This window comes from Sphingomonas sp. HMP6, assembly GCF_013374095.1.
GTDB lineage: Bacteria > Pseudomonadota > Alphaproteobacteria > Sphingomonadales > Sphingomonadaceae > Sphingomonas.
In genome coordinates, this window is the sequence record NZ_AP022672.1 from 2322622 (window position 1) to 2339620 (window position 16999).

The 16999-nt window shown below is 64.0% G+C and carries 19 protein-coding genes; 14 read left to right on the forward strand and 5 right to left on the reverse strand.

Translation table 11 applies throughout. The features are described from left to right. Nucleotides 1–2: 2 nt before the first annotated feature. Nucleotides 3–665, reverse strand: coding sequence for a MobA/MobL family protein (locus HMP06_RS11275; protein WP_176497173.1), 663 nt, complete (start codon nt 663–665; stop codon nt 3–5). A 233-nt stretch (nt 666–898) separates the two neighbouring features. Beyond that, on the reverse strand, nt 899–1795 hold the full coding sequence (locus HMP06_RS11280) for a hypothetical protein (RefSeq protein ID WP_176497174.1): 897 nt from the start codon (nt 1793–1795) through the stop codon (nt 899–901). Nucleotides 1796–1992: 197 nt separating this feature from the next. Between HMP06_RS11280 and HMP06_RS11285 the strand changes: the two genes are divergently transcribed. After that, entirely contained in the window at nt 1993–3345 is a 1353-nt protein-coding gene (locus HMP06_RS11285) for an IS1380 family transposase (RefSeq protein WP_176495742.1), read from the forward strand. A 157-nt stretch (nt 3346–3502) separates the two neighbouring features. Here HMP06_RS11285 and HMP06_RS11290 read toward each other — a convergent pair whose 3' ends face one another. After that, complete coding sequence (locus tag HMP06_RS11290; RefSeq protein WP_176497175.1) at nt 3503–5191, reverse strand: hypothetical protein; 1689 nt, start codon at nt 5189–5191, stop codon at nt 3503–3505. A gap of 587 nt (nt 5192–5778) precedes the next feature. On the opposite strand from HMP06_RS11290, the gene HMP06_RS11295 reads away from it, so the two are divergent. The 6 genes from HMP06_RS11295 (at nt 5779) to HMP06_RS11320 (ending at nt 11249) form a co-directional block, all read left to right on the forward strand. Then, nucleotides 5779–6654 (forward strand): hypothetical protein, encoded by an 876-nt coding sequence (locus tag HMP06_RS11295; RefSeq protein ID WP_176497176.1) that lies wholly within the window; start codon nt 5779–5781, stop codon nt 6652–6654. Nucleotides 6655–6656: 2 nt separating this feature from the next. Next, complete coding sequence (locus HMP06_RS11300) at nt 6657–6941, forward strand: hypothetical protein (RefSeq protein ID WP_176497177.1); 285 nt, start codon at nt 6657–6659, stop codon at nt 6939–6941. Continuing rightward, a complete protein-coding gene (locus tag HMP06_RS11305) occupies nt 6938–9325 on the forward strand; it encodes a hypothetical protein (protein WP_176497178.1) in 2388 nt (795 codons plus the stop codon). Before HMP06_RS11300 ends, HMP06_RS11305 begins: the two co-directional genes overlap by 4 nt. A gap of 75 nt (nt 9326–9400) precedes the next feature. Next, entirely contained in the window at nt 9401–10261 is an 861-nt protein-coding gene (locus HMP06_RS11310; RefSeq protein ID WP_176497179.1) for a ParB/RepB/Spo0J family partition protein, read from the forward strand. Between the two features lie 26 nt (nt 10262–10287). Further along, the gene (locus HMP06_RS11315; RefSeq protein WP_176497180.1) at nt 10288–10584 is read left to right on the forward strand and encodes a hypothetical protein; all 297 of its coding nucleotides are present in this window, start codon (nt 10288–10290) and stop codon (nt 10582–10584) included. A 77-nt stretch (nt 10585–10661) separates the two neighbouring features. Then, entirely contained in the window at nt 10662–11249 is a 588-nt protein-coding gene (locus HMP06_RS11320; RefSeq protein WP_176497181.1) for a hypothetical protein, read from the forward strand. A 168-nt stretch (nt 11250–11417) separates the two neighbouring features. Here the strand turns inward: HMP06_RS11320 and HMP06_RS11325 are convergent, their stop codons facing one another. Next, nucleotides 11418–11981 carry a hypothetical protein gene (locus HMP06_RS11325; protein WP_176497182.1) on the reverse strand — a complete coding sequence of 188 codons (564 nt, stop codon included), beginning with the start codon at nt 11979–11981 and terminating at the stop codon, nt 11418–11420. A gap of 84 nt (nt 11982–12065) precedes the next feature. Here HMP06_RS11325 and HMP06_RS11330 point away from each other — a divergent pair, with 84 nt between their 5' ends. Genes HMP06_RS11330 through HMP06_RS11345 form a run of 4 tightly spaced genes read left to right on the forward strand, consistent with a single transcriptional unit; the run spans nt 12066 to nt 14794 of the window. Then, complete coding sequence (locus tag HMP06_RS11330; RefSeq protein ID WP_176497183.1) at nt 12066–12764, forward strand: hypothetical protein; 699 nt, start codon at nt 12066–12068, stop codon at nt 12762–12764. After that, nucleotides 12764–13645, forward strand: coding sequence for a hypothetical protein (locus HMP06_RS11335; protein ID WP_176497184.1), 882 nt, complete (start codon nt 12764–12766; stop codon nt 13643–13645). Before HMP06_RS11330 ends, HMP06_RS11335 begins: the two co-directional genes overlap by 1 nt. Before the next feature lie 14 nt (nt 13646–13659). After that, the gene (locus tag HMP06_RS11340) at nt 13660–14031 is read left to right on the forward strand and encodes a multiubiquitin domain-containing protein (RefSeq protein WP_176497185.1); all 372 of its coding nucleotides are present in this window, start codon (nt 13660–13662) and stop codon (nt 14029–14031) included. After that, complete coding sequence (locus tag HMP06_RS11345; protein WP_176497186.1) at nt 14021–14794, forward strand: ThiF family adenylyltransferase; 774 nt, start codon at nt 14021–14023, stop codon at nt 14792–14794. The genes HMP06_RS11340 and HMP06_RS11345 overlap by 11 nt, the downstream gene beginning before the upstream one ends. Here the strand turns inward: HMP06_RS11345 and HMP06_RS11350 are convergent. Continuing rightward, a complete protein-coding gene (locus HMP06_RS11350) occupies nt 14775–15593 on the reverse strand; it encodes a hypothetical protein (RefSeq protein ID WP_232089615.1) in 819 nt (272 codons plus the stop codon). The genes HMP06_RS11345 and HMP06_RS11350 overlap by 20 nt on opposite strands. Nucleotides 15594–15777: 184 nt before the next feature. Between HMP06_RS11350 and HMP06_RS11355 the strand changes: the two genes are divergently transcribed. From HMP06_RS11355 to HMP06_RS11365, 3 genes are read left to right on the forward strand one after another with little or no spacing between them, the layout of a single operon-like run. Further along, nucleotides 15778–15978 carry a hypothetical protein gene (locus tag HMP06_RS11355; protein ID WP_176497188.1) on the forward strand — a complete coding sequence of 67 codons (201 nt, stop codon included), beginning with the start codon at nt 15778–15780 and terminating at the stop codon, nt 15976–15978. After that, nucleotides 15956–16360: a recombinase family protein gene (locus HMP06_RS11360; protein WP_176497189.1), complete on the forward strand. Its 405-nt coding sequence runs from the start codon at nt 15956–15958 to the stop codon at nt 16358–16360. Before HMP06_RS11355 ends, HMP06_RS11360 begins: the two co-directional genes overlap by 23 nt. Next, complete coding sequence (locus HMP06_RS11365; RefSeq protein WP_176497190.1) at nt 16357–16902, forward strand: hypothetical protein; 546 nt, start codon at nt 16357–16359, stop codon at nt 16900–16902. The genes HMP06_RS11360 and HMP06_RS11365 overlap by 4 nt, the downstream gene beginning before the upstream one ends. Nucleotides 16903–16999 lie beyond the last annotated feature (97 nt).

Consider the following 16999-nt stretch of genomic DNA (forward strand, 5'->3'; position numbering starts at 1 on the left):
GATCAGGCGGCGAGCGCGGTCTGCATGCCAGTGAAACGGAACCAGTCGTCTTCTGCGGTGCGCATCTGATCGGCGTTGGCGAGCCATTGCCACTGACGCGATCCGACCCGGCCGTTCTGGCGCCAGAACCTGGCCGAGGCGAGCAGATGGACATGCGGGGTGCCCGGCAGGGTGCCATCGGCACTGTCGCGCCAATGGATCGCCCAGTCGACGATCATGCCTTTGTCGACCAGATGGCGGTAAGCATAGTTTTCGACCAGCCAGACCCAGCGCGCCGGATCGGCGTCCCGCGGCAGGTCGGCGACGATGTGCGTCGCAGAAATGCCGCGGGGGCCTTCGAGGGCCGCTGCATCATCGGCCTCGCGCCACAGCGTGTCGCCGAGGCGCAGGCGGGGCGGCAACTTTTGGGGATGACAGCGCCCGGTGGCGACAAGATCGCCGCGAAGGGTATAACCGTCCGGCACCGGCCCGAACCGGTCACTACCGCTGACCCGATTGATGTAGAGCCAGGACGCAGTGGCGGTGTAGTGCGTCGAGTAAGGTCCTTCGGTAGACCGGCTCTCGCGCCCGGCGGCGCAGACTGGCCTGGCGTTGAAGGGCGGGCGCGGACGCAGGAGATCGCGTCCCGCTTCGCTGGTACGAGGCACTGAGGTGTTATCGAACATGGATGTTTCCTTTAGGCTGTGATCGTGCGTCGCTGCTGCGACGCACGGAGCCGTCAGCGACGGATCAATGCTTTCTGCATTTTCCCATCACCTTTCGGCTCACTTCAGCCGTTTCTGTCCTCTCATGCCTTGGAACGCGCGGCGTTTGTGCGCGCTTTTCCATCGACCAAACACAAAAAAGCCCCTCGAGAGGCGGCAAGATCGACGGCGAAAAGCAATGCTGGACAGCAGCGCTATCTTGCCGGGCCACGCTCAAGGTCGGGCGGTGGTCGACCGATAGCCGACGCAGATGTGCCCGACGCCCGAACGATGTAAGACTGGACCGCCGCGGCGACGCGCGCTGGCCAGACCGGGCTGCCGGCCGCGCGGCTGTCACGCACGGTCTCGCTCACTAGCGTCGAGACGGCATCGTCGCCGCGCCAGGCATGAAGCAGGGGCGCCAGCATCGCCGGCTTGCCGGGGAGCGCCATCAGCCGACCGTCGCTGGCAACCTCGATCCGGCGAGGATGCTGTCCGGCCAACATCAGCAACAAAAGCAATTGCTCGGTCGGCTTGCCGTTTGCCGGGTCGAACGCATGGATGCGAGCGCGGATGCCGTCATCCTGGAACGCGGGTGCCGACCCCTGCCGCCATCCGCCAAACCCGTCCGGCACTGACGGCAAGGCGCCGGCACCAGCGTCGTTATCGATCTCGCGCGCCGCACGACGTTCCGTATCACGCGCTATATGCGCCCGACCGATCACCTGTTGCACCTTGGACACATCCTGCTGAAACCCCGGATCGTTCGCCCAGCGATCGAGCCGGCGAAGCTGGTCGGCAGGGAGATCGCGCGGCCAGAATCGGGAGCCGTTCTTTGCGAACATCAGCGGTCGGACGTCGGCGTCACGCGTCAGCGCAGCGACGACCTGTTGCTGCTCTTCCCGCATGGCGCGAAGGGCGATCTGTACACCTGGTGCCTTCAGCCAGTCCCAGCCGACTCCGATCGCCTTCAGCGCCGGATAGTCGGTTTCGACCTGCTGGTCCGGTCCGCCATAGTCGGCGACATAGGCGTCGATCGTCACGAGCCGTGCGATCCGGGCACGGCCGTCGTCACTGAGCAGGTCGGGTTCGGTCGGGATACGAGCGATCACTTCGGCGGTAAGCCGATCAAGACTGGGCAGCGTGTCGAGCGTGGCAACGTCGCCCAGCGCCGGCAGGGTATCTAGCCCGGATTATTCATCGGGAGCGATAATCGGTGGTGGCGATCGTGGTCTAAGTCTTTGGTTTGGAGTAGAGAAAGGGTGCTTACGCCATCCCTCTGCTCCAGACAGAAAGTGCCACGACCGCCATGGCCGACGATAGTGGGTTCTCCTTCACCTTCCCAGCCATTCGTGGTCGAAAAATCACCGCCGCGTTCGACGGCGGTCGGCTGACGTCGGACGGCGGCGTGCTACTGCTCGCACAGGCCGAGCGGCGGTTGGGGATCGCGGATCGGCTCGCCGCCTGCATCGCTGATCCGCGCGATCAGGGTCGGGTGATCCACCGGGTCGCCGACATCTTGCGCGCCCGCATGCTCGCGATCTCGTGTGGGTATGAAGACGCCAATGATCTCGACGCCCTGCGGCATGATCCAGGGTTCAAGCTGGCGCTCGGCAAACTGCCGGGTGATCCGTTCGGGCTGGCCAGCCAGCCGACGATGAGCCGGTGGGAAAACGCGCCGACTACGCGCGAGTTGATCCGTCTGACCGGTACGCTGGTCGACCTTTATTGCGCGAGCTACCCCGTGCCACCTGCGGCGGTGACGCTCGACATCGATGATACCGTCGACGTCGTACACGGCGCGCAGCAGCTCTCTTTCTGGAACGGCCACTACGGCGAGCGCTGCTTCCTGCCGATCCATGTCTACGACACCGCTACCGGGCGGCCGGTTGCGATGCTGCTGCGCACCGGCAAAACGCCGTCGGGCAAGGAAGTCGCCGGCCATGTTCGCCGGCTCGTGCGACGTATCCGTCGCCACTGGCCCGATACCCGGATCACGCTGCGCGGCGATGGTCATTACGGTCGGCCAGAGCCGATGGCCTGGTGCGAGGCGAACGGAATCGACTACATCTTCGGGCTGCCCGGCAACCGCACGCTCCACGCCGATCCCGTCATCGTTCGGGAAGGCGATGCCTGCGCGACCGACCGGGCATTGCAGGGACTGGTCGAACTAAGGCGTTACGCAGAGACGCGCTACGCTGCGAAAACCTGGGGGAATACCGAACGTCGCGTCGTTGCTCGCATCGAGGCGAGCAGCCTCGGCCTCGACATCCGCCTCGTTGTCACCTCGCTTGCCGAGGGCAGCGCTGAACGGATCTATGACACGCTTTACTGCGCCCGCGGCCAGGCGGAAAACTTGATCAAGCTGCATAAAACGCAGCTGAAGAGCGACCGAACCTCCTGCTGCTCGGCCAACGCCAATCAGATGCGGCTCATCCTTCACACCGCCGCCTACTGGCTGATGTGGGCCGTGCGGCACGCTATGCCCGCAACCGCCACGCTCCGCACCGCCGAGTTCGCGACCATCCGCCTGCGGCTGCTCAAGGTCGCCGCGCGCGTCGTCGAAACCACCAGCCGCATCCGCATCGCCTTCGCAAGCGCCTGTCCCGATGCCGCGCTGTTCCGATCCATCGCGCTCAACTTGCGCACCACGGGACCATGATCGATGCGGCAGTGGCCGCCAAACGAACCCCGCCCATCAACTCCGCCCCAAACTGTGAACCCGCGATGAGACAGGCGCTTGGGACCCATGCGCCCTGCCTGCGGCTACACGACGCCTGCGCTGACCCATCGGCTGAGAAACGCTGCCGGTGAATAGATCAGGCTAGACGCAGGCCCTCGGTGTCCATTCCCATCCGTCGCTTGCGGAGACGGCGCGACCGCGCCAAGGCGAGCGCGTCGAACATAGTGAAAATCGCAGGTTCGTTGCGCCCCGTGATGTTCGCACTGGCCGCAATGAGCGTGATCGGCGGGCGCACGGGTCGTGCGGCCGCAAGCGCCCGGCGCGGCGCCACAATGGCGCCAGGCGCGAAAGGCGACGCGACGGGACGTGCGCGACCGACTAACTCCAAGACCGATCCCGGATTTACCGGTTGGCTTGCACGAAGGTAATGAGCCGGGTCAGGAACTGGCGACACAGACCAGCGCCTTGCGCCAAGAACCGGTGCGGCGGATGTCGAGCGTATGGTAGCAGGAGCAGGCACGGTCGATGGCGCTATGGCTGCGGCTTTGACTGACGGCGTGGTTGCCGTAATGGCCGGCCGAACAGCCAGAACCGGAGTGGCCGACGTTTGTACCTTGACCGGTGCGGTCGGCAGCGACTCAGTCCACACCCTAGCTGGCACCGGGGCGCGTACGCGCGACAGGATCGCGGCCGATTCAACGGTGGATGCGCCGCGGACAATTTTCGCCGGAGTGACATCAATGCGCCACTCAAGTCGTTTCACCGCAGCATCGCGTATCTTCGTCACCGCCGCAATCTTGTCATCGGCGTCGCGAATCGCTCGGCGCGCAGCATTGCGCGCTGCCCTGATCCGGTTGCGCTCGTGCGCCCAGACATGGCCGCCGCGCACGACAATGGCAGAGTTCCCCTCGCCGAGATGCTCACCTGTCTCGAGATCGAGCTTGCGCGCGCCGTATCCCAGACCGGTATAACGCCGATCGCTTTGAGCCTGCTCGGCCGCAGCCGACATCGAATGTGCCCACAAATGACGAAGCATCTGGACACCGTCACGGCCGTCGAGCTCCCCGCAGACTTCGTCTGCGACCTCCCAGCAATAGGGCTCGATCCAGCGCATCGGCCGCAGCGAGAAGGCGATGTGCGGGTGGAAATTACGCGCATCGCCCTGGGCAGGGGGGCGGTGGATCGCGGCGGAATAGGGCAGATCGAGCGGTTCGAGTACGGTCTTGCAGAAGTGCGTGAGCGCGGCGATCATCTCCGCCTCGCTCATGTCGCTATCGAAGGGCGCGATGGCGAGCATCTGGATCTTGGCGTTGGCGCGCGTGCTGGCATCTTCAAGTGCCTGCCAGGCAGCGCCGATCTCGACCCAGTCATCGCCCATATTGCTGATGATAACAGGTTCGCCAGCCTCATCGAGCAGGACTGCTTCATCGCGGACGATATACTCCCAATTCTCGCGCGCTGCGCCGCGTTTGAAGTTCGGTGACTTGCGGCCGAGATAGCTTTGTTGCCAGATGACACCCTTCATGCCGAGCGCATCGACGGCCCAGGACGAGTCCGGGCGCGGTGCTCCGGGCATACGCACCGCCTTCATCGTGGTGCCGATAATACGCTTGGTGACCGGCGACGTCCTCGTCTCGGGCTTGTCCGGTTTGACCTGAACCTTGAACTGCGCCGCCCAGCGAATTGAGCCGTGATGAAGCTCGGCGAGTTCCTGCTGCAACGCTCGTGCCGCAGCGCGGTCTTCAAGCGCCATCTGCAGCTGGACCGCTTTCTCATGGCGCTTGATCTTGGCCTGCTTGCGCGCATCCGACCGCGCCTGCTGCATGACGATTCGGCAGTTCCCGGGCGTTGCAGGGATACAACTGCCGTCGGGCAGCAGGAGAAAGAACTCAAGAAGGGGCGGGGGTGAGACAGGGCCGGCGGAGCCGCCCGAATTGGCCGAAGGACAATTCATTTAATGCGCCCCCCGCCCTTAATCCTGAATGCCTCCTCACCTGCCGCTCTTCTGATCCTGATCGAACCGCCAGCACTGTATTGATGATCTGACACACCGAACCCAGCGGCTTGAAGCGATCGATCGGTTTGGCGGATGGAAAGTAGGACCATCTCCGACACATCGCCGATCGGTATGTGCGCCAGCCATGACACTCCCGCTGGATTAGCGAACGATCGGCGTCGGCGCTGACTGCGGCAACGCTGGCGCACATCGAACTATGCAAACTCAGGCACCCATCCCATAAGCTCTGAGTTGGGCATCGCGTCCAGCAGATCCGCTGGAACCCGCCGATGATCATCGCCCGCTCGACCCATCCTTCATCGCGGCATGCGCTCGCACACGCGCGAACGCGCCTGCGACTGCCGTGGCTGGCACACACACGTCTGTGGTCGATGCGTCTCGAAGGAGACGCGACCATGAACGACCCAGCCCCACCCCCCTGCGACGGGGACCTCGTCGGAACCCTCGACCGGTTGATCGCTGATGCCGGTGCCGCCCGACAAAGCGCGTTCTATACGATCGCCGCGCTCTACGCCGAGCAGGCCGCACTTGGACACCATCCGCATTACCCGGCGTACATCACGGGCGGCATGCTGCTCGGGCACGGGTTCGGCGCGGGGCATATTCTCGCAGTGCTCGGTGTGCACACGCTCGATTGGCGTGAGGTTCTCGCCCCCCTGGCCGACGCGGCCCTTGAGGCCGACGACAATGCCGATCTTCTGCTTCGGCTGCGGGCTTTGTGCGAAGCGGACCCGATGCTCGAGATCGCTGGCGAGGTGCTGGCAGACGAGCTTGACCTGCTCAAGCACGGTCGCATCGACCCGTTCTGGCTGAGGCGGCCGAAGTTCGGGCTTGGCCAGGCGGCGCTCGCGTTCGGGCTGAAGCCCCACCATGCCGAAGGGCATCGCGGGCTCTATGCCCTGCCGCTCGAGGTGCTGCGCCGCGGGTTCGAGAATGCGGCACCGAACCAGCACGACCAGCGGTTCGGAGCTATGCTGGTGCCCGTAATCGAGACGGGTGGCGAGCGGCTCGCCCGCATCGGTGCGGCCGCCCAATACCGCAATGCCGAGACACGCTACCATGACGACAGCGCGCGGTTCGCCGCGCACCAGCGAGCGCATCCCGATCGCCGCTGGCGCTGGAAGCCGCCGCTGTCGCGCCAGGGGCATCTCGCCGTCACGACAGCGCAGACGCTGGACATCGATGTGCCGGCCGCCCGCACGCGCGGCCACGCCGCCAACTGGCTCGGTGATCATCATGCAAATCTGCGCTTCACAGTCAAGGAGTCGTGACGATGGCTGAGACCACCATCACCGTCGCTGGCGTCACAATCTGCGATGTCACCGGCTATCGCGCCCAGCTCACCGCGGTGCGTGCCCGGCTCGACGCAATCTACGCCGGGTTCGATCCCACCCGCCCTGAGTTGCTGCTCGTTCGCCATAACGAAATCGTCGACCTCGCCAACAATGCGGAGCGCCTGCGCGAGATCGTCGAAACCTGGGATGCGGCTAAGGAACAACGCGCCAACGTTGTCGCCGTCTGGGAACTCGTCAAAACGTTCACCGGAGGCGGCGAATGACGCCGGACCGCGCGCTCGACCGCGACACCCGTGAAGATATCGAAGGGCTGGTCCACCGCGGCCGGATTACGTTGCCCGAGGTAATCCTGGCCGATGGCACCGCGTCGCCGGAGCAAGTGGCAATCGTACCGCCCGGCGTCGATCTCGCCAAGGCGTTCCTGCCGTACCGCGAACTGCCTGGTCCCCCGGGCACCGGGGCAGGTGCCGCGATCGTCGGCACCCGCGAGCCCGACATCGGCCCGTATCTGGACGGGTTCGGATCAAAGGTGCTCGGTGATTACCGGCACCGCCACATCACGCGGCCGCAGAGCCGCGGCGCCATTCTCGCCTGGCTCTACGACATCACCGGCATCCGCTATGCACCGGCTGCTTTTTGGCGGATTGCCGGCTGGGAGATCGGCTGGGCAGCCAACTGGCTCGATCGCATGTTTACAGGCGGCGCAGTGGGCGAGCTGATCGTGGCCGAGCGTCAAGCCGCTGCTGCGGTTCGCGCGGCCTGGATTGCGCAACGTGGCGGAATGACCGGCTCGCCGCTCATAGACACCGGCATGTTGATCGCGGCGCGAGCGATCATCGACATGCTTGCCGCTTTCGAACGCGTGATCGAAGAGGCGCTGCAGGACTCCACGGTCCGCGCGAAGCGGCGGGAGATTGATGCTGCTCGCGCGGCAATCCTCCAGCGACTGCGTTCGTGCATCACGGCAATCGAGGATGCCGCGACCATCCGCATGCTCGCTTACGACCGCGTCAAAAAGATCGACCGCGCCCTCGATCATGCGCGTGACCTCGTCGAAAGCATCGGCCTGTTCACCGCTGCCGGCGAGCAGGTAGGCGAGCGTGTGGTCCGCATCACCCAAGCGCTTCCTACGACAGGCCGTAAACCGCCGCCGATCGCCACGACGTTCGCCGCGAGTCTGAATGACCTTTCCGCGCGATTGGAAACAGTGATCGCTGCGGGCTTTGTTTCGACCACGCCCACGACATGGAGTTTCGACACGACGGGTGATCTGAGCCGTCTTCACAGTGCCGATATGCAGGCTCGCGTTGCAGCCTTGGCGCTGGTACGGACCGACCTCGTCTACAAGCTCGTCGTCACGCGGCGGCTCGATCGGCTGTTTACAGCGCTGCCATGGATGGCTGCGCCTTCAGGCGCGTTCCGCCTGACCTATGGCGGTCCGCTCGGTGCCGCGGCCGATCTGTTCGAGGTCGCGCGCTACCGCGAGATTGCGATAGAGCAGGCGCACCGCGCTCGCGAACCGCTGTCGGGCGCGCGGCTCGACACTACGCTCGGCAACGCTGTGTATAGCACGGCGTCGAAAGTTCTTAATGCTCTGACAAGCGCCACCCGCGCCGGCTTCTGGCTGGCTGGAAGCGCCCTCTCTCACCACATGGTAAAGGCGTTTTTGGCGCAAAAGCCGTTCGATCCGGCACATCCGTTGCCCACGCTGCAGGCGGGGCGGCTCGACTTTGCGTTCGAACGATCGATGCAGGACCCAGCAACGATGGCGACGGTCACCGAAACCGAGCGCGCCAAGCCGATTTACGCCTCGACCGACTACCACCGCGACCTGCCCCGCTACATGGGGTTGACGGTTGCAGATGTGCTGACGGTTGCACTCGACGACGTCTTCCCCTGCGACTTTCGCGACCGCACCTTCGCCAAATTCACACGCCTCGCCGACCAGCGACGCAGGGATCTAAATCGCGCTGCCCCCACGTTCGGAACTCACAAGGCGGCAGCCGCCACGTTCGGTACTGACAAAGCGGCAGCCGCCAGTCGCGAACTGCTGCGCTCGGTTTTGAAATCGATCGACCTGCCGACCGATGGCATCAGCACCGACTGGCGCCCCTCCTTGATCGTGACACGGAGCCCGGTAACGGTAGAGTTGCGCCGATTCGACGATCGCAACATCGGACATAACGGCGACCGGCTCAGCCAGGGTCGACGCCTTCGAGACCGTGCATCGGACCTCCGGGCCTTGCACAACGATCCCGGCAAGCAGCTGCGCGATCGGGTCAATCGCGCGCGTACCTGGAAAGAGGGGTATAGCCACGACCGGCCGCTCGCCGCCATATTGTCAGGCCGCCATCGCCTGGCCAGGCTGACCCCGGTTGCACAGACCGGTATTTCCGCGATCTGGTTCTATCCCGGTATCGACACGTCGATTCACAATTGGATCGCAAGCGGCGCACCGATGTGGGCGCCGCTGGCGTTCAGCAACGTCGTCCACGCCGGGCTGATTGCACGCGAAGTGCAGCAGGTGACGGCCGCTATGCCGCTGCTGCTCGGCATGCCTATCGCGCCTGCACTCCGCCAGCGCATCCTCGTGCCGCTATGGACCGGGCTCGCCGGAATTACCGAGGACCACGCCCATGTCCGGTGACACGAACATGACTGACATGGCTGACGTACATCAAGGGCGTGCAGGACGTGCAGATCGAACCACAAGGATCTTTACATGACCGACCAACTACCGCTCCAGCCGCGCAAGGCCACCACCCGCGTGATACAGGTCGATCCCGCCTCGGTCCGCATCTCGCCACTCAATCCGCGCGGCAGCACGCCGCACGATCCCGAAGGCATCGCTCGGCTCGCAGCCGAACTCAAGGCGGTCGGGCAGATCAACGATGCGCACGGCGAAACCGCTGGCGATGGCGTGGTCGAGCTGCTCGCCGGCTCCCGCCGCTGTGCCGCCTGCGCGGTCGCCGGGATCCCGCTTCGTATCCGGGTCCATGCCGAGCTGCCCCGCACCGAGGCGATCGGCATCGCCTATCGCGACGATCGCGAGGCGGTGACGCCCAGCTTCTGGGACTTGGCCTGTGGCTGGGCGGCGCTGTGCGAAGGCACTACTTTCAAGACCGATGCCGACCTTGCCAATGCGGTCGGGATCGATAAGGGCATGCTGAGCCGCGGCCTTGCGCTTCGCAAGGCGCCGGAGACCATCCTCGATGCTTTCGCCGACCGCCGTGCGATCAGCATCAGCCAGTGGATCGACCTAGCACCGCTGGTCGAGGATTTGGATAGCCGTGCAAAGCTCGTCGAGCGTGCCGGGTTGATCGTCGGCAAGGGCTATACTGCGCCACGCGTTGCGGCCGAGCTCAAGGCCGCCGCCGCCGGCAAGACCGAGATCAAGGCAGTCGAGGTTTGCAATCGCCACGACCGCGTCGTCGCCACCATCCTCCCCGATCACCGCGGCGGGTTCACCATCAAGGTCAAGCCGATGACCGAGGCGCACCCCAGCTTCCGCCTGGAATATACCCGTCTCGTAAACGAACGATTCGTCGAGCTGGTGAAAACTTGGTTCGATCGCGACGCCTGATCCACCGAATCCCTGAGGAAACAATCATGGCATCCACCGAACAGGTCCCGATGTGGTTCGGCTCCATCAGCCGGATCATGGGCGCAGATGACAGCACGCTGCTGGCGCAGCTGCCCATGGGCATCTACCCCGATCCGGAACCGGCCTGCGCAACCTGTCCAGCCAAGGACTGGTACCTGACCGCCAAGGAACTCCGCTGTTACTGCACTGCGCGAGGCGTCATCTCGTGGGTATCCAACGATGCCCCGGTTATGGCCTGCGATGCGCGCGAGCAGCTGATTGAAGACGCCGAAGATCGCGCGGGTGCTGGCCAGACTGATTGAGATTGGCATGTCCTTGCGTTCCGTCGCACGCGCGACGATCGCCACCACAAACCATCGCTTCTGGAAGGACGGTAAAGATGACCGATTGCTGGAATAGCGTGACCCTCTACGGGCCGTCTGCGGAGATCGAACGCTTCCGTCGACTGTGCATCGATCTGCCGCCCGGCAGCGATCCGCAAGACGTGTCAGGCGGCTGGGACGGCTACGACACCTATATTGGATTTGACGGCGTCATGCCCGCAGAGCCTGGGTGCAACTCCCGCCGGGCCCAAGGAGAATATGCGTGGAACTATCGGGAACACGCCCCCCAGCCGGGCAGCTGGTCGTTCGCCTTCGACACCGATCAAAGTTTCCCCGAGGGTGTATTCGAAGATCTGGCCGCGCTGTTCCCGGCGTTGCACTTTGATTGCGACTGCATCGACGCGCTGGACGATTATATGGGCTGCGGCTGGTTCAATCCGCCCACGGGCGGCGAACCATTCCGCCAGGATATGGAAGTTCCGGCTGACTATTGGACGGGCGGCGGCAGCAGGAAGCGTACTCCCGAGGTGGATGCGAAACATACGGCGCTCGTGAAGGCATTGCTGGACGCCGCGCAAGACGCGGATCGGCGCTCCTCGAAGTTCGAAACTTTTGTTCATGTCTTGAAGGAGGTGGGTCGCTGATAGGAACGCTCGTTGAAATGAAGGCACCTGCTCGACCGCTTCCGAAGCCGTGTCAGCTTAAACCTCACGGAGGCTACGCGCCCCATCTCGGCAGTTCCGCCGAGCTCGGCGCGATCCTAAAACCCGCCGTTGGTTCGTCCCGCTGCGAGCGGCGGGCGGAACGACCTGTCAGACAGAGAACCGCAGTCCATCGAGTTCGTGGGCAAGCTCATCCTCGGTCGCCATCGTTTCCCAGGCGAACCCCTGCACGACGCCAGGCATATAGCCGGTAGTATCAACGACCAGTGCAGCGCCGCCTATCCTTCGCACTGCGTTCTGCAATGCGGCGGAACCAACCGCGCTCAATTCGCCTAGCATGCCGGTATACCGCTCATCATGCCGACCTTGTCGGCCCAGATCCGCTAATGCGGAAGCCTCGATGACGATGACCGTCTCGTCGCCAAGGGGCCGCCGGGCAAGATAGCTTGCTGGTAGCGCCGCCTGCGCTCCCGCTAGAAGAGCCGGTGTCAGCGTGTCCCACCGCTCGACGACATACCGTGCGGCGAGCGAGGGCACCATGAACGCCGCCATCAGCCGGACAGCGGTCGCAAGCGCGGCCAGTTCGACGATACCGTATTGCAGTGGACCGGCTGATCGCGCGCCATCGCGTGGGGACACGCCGAGACGCTGAAGCTGCCGGATACGTGCATCGAATGCGGTACGCGCAGACGGATCGACACCGCATGCCGACATCAAGAGCGGGATAGCCTGCGCATAACGAAGGGCGAGTCGAGGCTGAGGGGTCGTCGGCATCGGTGCTGATTGCCATGACTGCAAATGACAGCAAGAGGAACCATTGACGCATTACAAGTACGATCGTATATACACTCTGCCATGCAACTTATTCCGCTTCACGATCCTGCCGACAACGCGTTCCGTCTGCGCCAGAACGGCAAGAGCAAGAACGCGCTCGAACTGCTCGCGCAGCCACCCGGAAGTCGGGCAGCGCCGACCATCGTTTGGAGCCGCCGCTTCGAGACGACCGAGGATCGCGATACGCTGCTGGGTGCCGTGAAAAAGGGCCAGCTCGATACGGTTTTCCTCGGCCGGCTCACCATGATGTTCGGCAGCGACGCGCTCGACGAGCTGGCAGACAGGCTCGTCGCTGCTGCCCGGTCGAAACGCGAAGAGAAACTGGAGGAAGCAGCCGAGCGGGCGCGCAAACATTTCGTGGTCAACCTGTACGCCCGCGAAGGCAAGCACGGACGCCATTTGCTTGAGCTGCAGCGCAAGAGCAGCGATACGGCGGAATGGTCGATCACCTACGATCGCGCCATCGAACGTGACCGGCTGTGCGACTGGCTTCGCTGGCAGAAGGGGCGGTTCCTCGGCTTTCTCGAACACGCCGCCGAGCATGGCGGCGAAGCGCTCTCGCGTATGCTGATCGACGAAATGTTCGCCGCCGAACGCCGGGTCAGAGCAGAACGGCGCGGTGCCGGTGGCATGCGCCCCTTGCGCATGTGGCGGGGCGACTGATGGCAACCCTCGCACCCTTCCAGACCGCCACGCCCGCGATGATCGTCGGTTATAGAGATGGCGACGAGCCGCTGCCGCTCGAACTTGGCGAACCCTTCGCGCTGCTCGGCGGCGACCGGCTCGGTCCTGATGGCATCCCGTTCCTCGTTATGCATGAGCACCAGCCCGACTTCCTCGCCTGGGTTCGTAAGCGCTGTGCGGCGATGCTCGCCGCCGAGCGGCCGTGGTTTGGCGGCGGCACACTCATTCTCGGCGGTGTCGAAGGTGTTGGTCGTACCCACGCCGCGCGCTGGCTTGCACGGGTGGTCGGCGTGCCGCACGCCGTGCTCAATCTGACCAATCCTGTCGTTGCTGCCAACGTTGCCGCCTCGGGCGAGATTGGCGAGGCGATGGGTGCGTCGCCAGTCACCATTGCCATGGCGACCGCGCGTTGCGCCAATCCGGTAGTTACCGTGGTCGGTGCCGACCGTGTCGGTGACAACGTGCTTGCCGGGCTCGCGGCGATGATTGATCCGGAGCGCTGTCGCCGCTGGCGCGAGGACCGCCTCGGTATAGACGTGGATCTTGGCGAAGTGACCTGGATTCTCCAGCGCGATATGAGGCGCGGCATTCCGTCGTGGGTGGCTCCTGGCGCCGACACGGTTGCGTTGCGAGCGGCTCCCTCCGGGTTTGATCACGTTCTGGCGCTGTCGATCTGCAGCGAGGCGATGGGAGATCTCGGGATCGATCCGCGCGCAGGAACCGTCTCGTGGCAACGCATTCGCGAGCAGCTGCCGCGCTACGGCCAGAGCTCCGCGAAGGCGCTTTACGCGAACATCGTCAATGCCCTGCGAGAGTGCCTGCGCCCAAGCGAAACACCGATAGATCACGAGCTATTCTGAAGAGGAGAACGTGCATGTTGCCGACCGTTACCCCTGTCACGCCAATCGCCACCTCGGCGACCCTACTGCCCCCGCTCGCGCCACGCCGCCGCGCATTATATCTCGTCGGCGAGGCAGAGCGCTCTACGCCGCGCCCAGCGGCCGCAGTTGGGCGGACGATGATTTCGGTCAACGGTCGCTGGAACGCTTTGCGCGGTCGCAGCGCGACCTATGCACAGTTGCTGCGCATCGCCTTTCCAGACCGCGAGGGACAGGATCCCGGGGTGGCGACCGTGTCGTTCCGCAATACGCTCGACGGAGGGCTTTCCGGATTGCTGACGCCGGGTGACGTTGTGCCGCTTGCCGATGGCCTGCTGGTCAACGTCAACGCCACTTATGCCAGTTGAGCCGGACAGCGCGGTGGCGGAGAACGGCGCCACCAGTCCGTTCGTCTATCCCGACACTGACTCAACCCGCGCCGGGATCGAAGCGGTGTCGCGCCGGCTCGCCGGTGGCACCATAGCGATCATCGGGCTGGGCGGCACCGGCTCGGTCGTGCTCGACCTTATCAGCAAGACGCCCGCCGACCGCATCCTGCTGATCGACGGCGACCGCGCCGAGCAGCACAACGCGTTCCGTTGGCCGGGCGCGATGGCGATCGAGGACATTGCGGCGAAACTGTTCAAGGTCGAGTATTTTGCAAATATCTATGGCCGGATGCACACCGGGATCGAACCGCACGCGGTGCATCTTGCCACCAATACGATTGGCTTGCTCGAGGAAGCGGACTTCGTGTTCGTGTGCGTTGACAGCATCGCGGCGCGCGCCTTTATCATTCCAGCGCTCGAGCAACGCGACCTGCCCTTTATCGATTGCGGCCTTGGCCTCAGCCTGATCGACGACCGGTTGATGGGCCTGATCCGCGTTACCACCAGTACGCCGACGATGCGCACCCACGTCCACGTCAAAGATCGGATCCCGTTGACGGGAAATGCCGACGACGAACTTTACCGCAGCAACATCCAGGTTGCCGACCTCAACATGCTGGCCGGCACACTGGCGGTGATTCAGTACAAACAATTGCGTGGCTTCTATGTCGACACCGAGGCCGAATATCACGCCATCTACTCGACCGATGGCAACGCGATCATCAACGCGGATCGCGCGTAGCCGCGAAACGATGGCGCGCTTCCTCGACCAAGCCGTTCAGCCGGCGGCGCTCGCTCAAGGTTGCGCGCCACGGAAAAGCGGGATCCGCATCGGACGGTATAACGTTCAATGCGGCGGCTGGCACTGGCTCGAGCGGGGTCCAATGACTTTCGACTTCGAAAACGACCGCCAATCCCTCGTTCGCAACGCCGATGATCCCGAGTTCGGCTGCAACGAAGAAGGGATGGCTGACGACGTCGGCAAGCGGCCGCAGCGCATTCGCGCGGGCATCTTTCTGCAGCGCGCAAATCAGCGTTTCGGGCAGCTTGTGCGCCTCGATGCGGATACGCGCTGTCTCTCCCAAGGTCGCGATGCAGCGCGGCTGATCGCAGAGTTCGATCCGCTCGGCGATCGCCACGCCACCCCGCACCCTGATCCTGGCACCGCCTTGGCCGAGGTCGCGCCGGGCCCGCCGGTCGAGATGGCCGGCAACTGGCGCGGTGCCGATAGCGTCGCTGAGCGCGAGGGCCTTGCTCAAAGCATTACTCACGCCCGCCCAGGCAAGCCATTTGGCGAGGACGTCGGAGCCACTCACCAACCAAAGCAGTGGCAGCTGAGGTTCGGCCCCGGCAGCCTCGATCATGCGCCGCGCCCGCTCGACGGCGATGGTCGCCTCTATGGCCGCGGCGAGTTGTTCGAACGCGAGACCGATCGACGTCGTCGTGGTATCGAATTCGATGCGTGCTCCCGTGATGGCGATGCCGAACCGCTCTTCGTCTCCATCGGCGGACCAAGCCCCTCGGTCCACCATCGCCAGCATTTGATCGACCAGGTTGCGCATCATTGCCTTGCCAGCCTCCAGACTCTGCCGCCCGAGAATCTAAACCTTATAACCCACACGATCGTGCTGAACATCCGCTGCCCAAAGTTTGGCAAGCGAATCATCCCGATTGCCCCGCGACTGACATCGCTGCCGTACATCGATCCCGTCCAGACGCTGATGCATGGCATCGCCGCCCAACCCGTCGGGAAGACCCCCTGCTGCAAAAGCGGTCTCACGCGATGTCCGCCAGGTCGTCGACCATTTGCCTCGCTCGTTCGACGTGGGGGCCGACGAATCGACCTGGCTGCTCACGCTCCTCAGCGCAAACGAGCTGCGCTACATCTTCGAAGGAAAACACGATGACGACCAGCGTTCAAATTGAGCGTGCCCTCGGCTATTTCCGGACGTCGAGCCAGACTCAGGCGAGCGAAGGCACCGGTGTCGACAAGCAGGAAGCCGATCTTCGCGATTATTACCGCGGCCAGAGTATCGATCTGGTCGCGATCTATCGTGACAGCGCCGTGGCTGGCACCACCGACAATCACACCGCTCTGCAAGCGCTGATAGAACACGCCATTCGTCCCGGCAGTGGCGTCACCGAGATCGGGGTCTGCAGCTTGTCCCGCCTGTCTCGCGACCCCGATCTGCTCGATGAGGTTCGCCGAACGCTCGAGCGAGCAAGCATCCGCCTCGTCGCGATCTCCGAGGTCGCCGGGCAGGCGACAAGCAACATCCTTGTGCGCAGCACCGAGACGACGTTGTGAACCGCGCGGCCAAGGCGCTCACCGCGCGCGATCCGCTCATCTCGGCCCACGCAGTACGGTTTCTGCTGATGGCGGGCACTAGCGCCTCGACCTTTCTGGCGGGGTTTCGACAGCGCCAGGATGGGGAATTGCTCTATATGTGGCAGTCCGCATCAGGCTCGCTCGTCGCGCGTCAGGCGCGAATCCATAATGGCGCCGGTAGCTTCTTCAGCGACGCCGCGCGCGGCAGGCTCAAGCTGAGTTACAGAACACACGGGTATAGCTACAACGAAAACACCATTGTTCTGGGACCGAACGGCTACATGATCGTAACCGAGCTTAGCATAGTGGGGCAGAGTCTACCCGAAACCTTGCTCACCGCGTTGCCAGGACGGTTACTCCGCGACGTGGTCGGCTACCACAAAATCCCGGCCTTTTTCACGTCGAAATACACCACCATAATAGAAGCCGAGAAGAGCAATTTCCCTAGCAATGGCTCGCTCAACTTGTTCCTCGCCATGAAATGGCACCCCCTGTCGCGCGTGCTGCCGCATTTGCGGTAAAGCCGGAAGTACCGCAAGCGCCGCTCGACTTCGCCACGATATCGGTTCGAATCTGGCTGCATGAACCTGTGGCTCACTATTATCATGAAAGGTTGGC

Bases quoted from the DNA above. Each gene is read 5' to 3' on its own strand.
- HMP06_RS11355 (WP_176497188.1), top strand. From the start codon at position 15,778: ATGGCATCGCCGCCCAACCCGTCGGGAAGACCCCCTGCTGCAAAAGCG.
- HMP06_RS11330 (WP_176497183.1), top strand. From the start codon at position 12,066: ATGACAGCAAGAGGAACCATTGACGCATTACAAGTACGATCGTATATA.
- HMP06_RS11340 (WP_176497185.1), top strand. From the start codon at position 13,660: ATGTTGCCGACCGTTACCCCTGTCACGCCAATCGCCACCTCGGCGACC.
- HMP06_RS11345 (WP_176497186.1), top strand. From the start codon at position 14,021: ATGCCAGTTGAGCCGGACAGCGCGGTGGCGGAGAACGGCGCCACCAGT.
- HMP06_RS11305 (WP_176497178.1), top strand. From the start codon at position 6,938: ATGACGCCGGACCGCGCGCTCGACCGCGACACCCGTGAAGATATCGAA.
- HMP06_RS11350 (WP_232089615.1), bottom strand. From the start codon at position 15,593: ATGCTGGCGATGGTGGACCGAGGGGCTTGGTCCGCCGATGGAGACGAA.
- HMP06_RS11300 (WP_176497177.1), top strand. From the start codon at position 6,657: ATGGCTGAGACCACCATCACCGTCGCTGGCGTCACAATCTGCGATGTC.
- HMP06_RS11295 (WP_176497176.1), top strand. From the start codon at position 5,779: ATGAACGACCCAGCCCCACCCCCCTGCGACGGGGACCTCGTCGGAACC.
- HMP06_RS11290 (WP_176497175.1), bottom strand. From the start codon at position 5,191: ATGCAGCAGGCGCGGTCGGATGCGCGCAAGCAGGCCAAGATCAAGCGC.
- HMP06_RS11325 (WP_176497182.1), bottom strand. From the start codon at position 11,981: ATGTCGGCATGCGGTGTCGATCCGTCTGCGCGTACCGCATTCGATGCA.
- HMP06_RS11285 (WP_176495742.1), top strand. From the start codon at position 1,993: ATGGCCGACGATAGTGGGTTCTCCTTCACCTTCCCAGCCATTCGTGGT.
- HMP06_RS11335 (WP_176497184.1), top strand. From the start codon at position 12,764: ATGGCAACCCTCGCACCCTTCCAGACCGCCACGCCCGCGATGATCGTC.
- HMP06_RS11315 (WP_176497180.1), top strand. From the start codon at position 10,288: ATGGCATCCACCGAACAGGTCCCGATGTGGTTCGGCTCCATCAGCCGG.
- HMP06_RS11310 (WP_176497179.1), top strand. From the start codon at position 9,401: ATGACCGACCAACTACCGCTCCAGCCGCGCAAGGCCACCACCCGCGTG.
- HMP06_RS11320 (WP_176497181.1), top strand. From the start codon at position 10,662: ATGACCGATTGCTGGAATAGCGTGACCCTCTACGGGCCGTCTGCGGAG.
- HMP06_RS11360 (WP_176497189.1), top strand. From the start codon at position 15,956: ATGACGACCAGCGTTCAAATTGAGCGTGCCCTCGGCTATTTCCGGACG.
- HMP06_RS11275 (WP_176497173.1), bottom strand. From the start codon at position 665: ATGTTCGATAACACCTCAGTGCCTCGTACCAGCGAAGCGGGACGCGAT.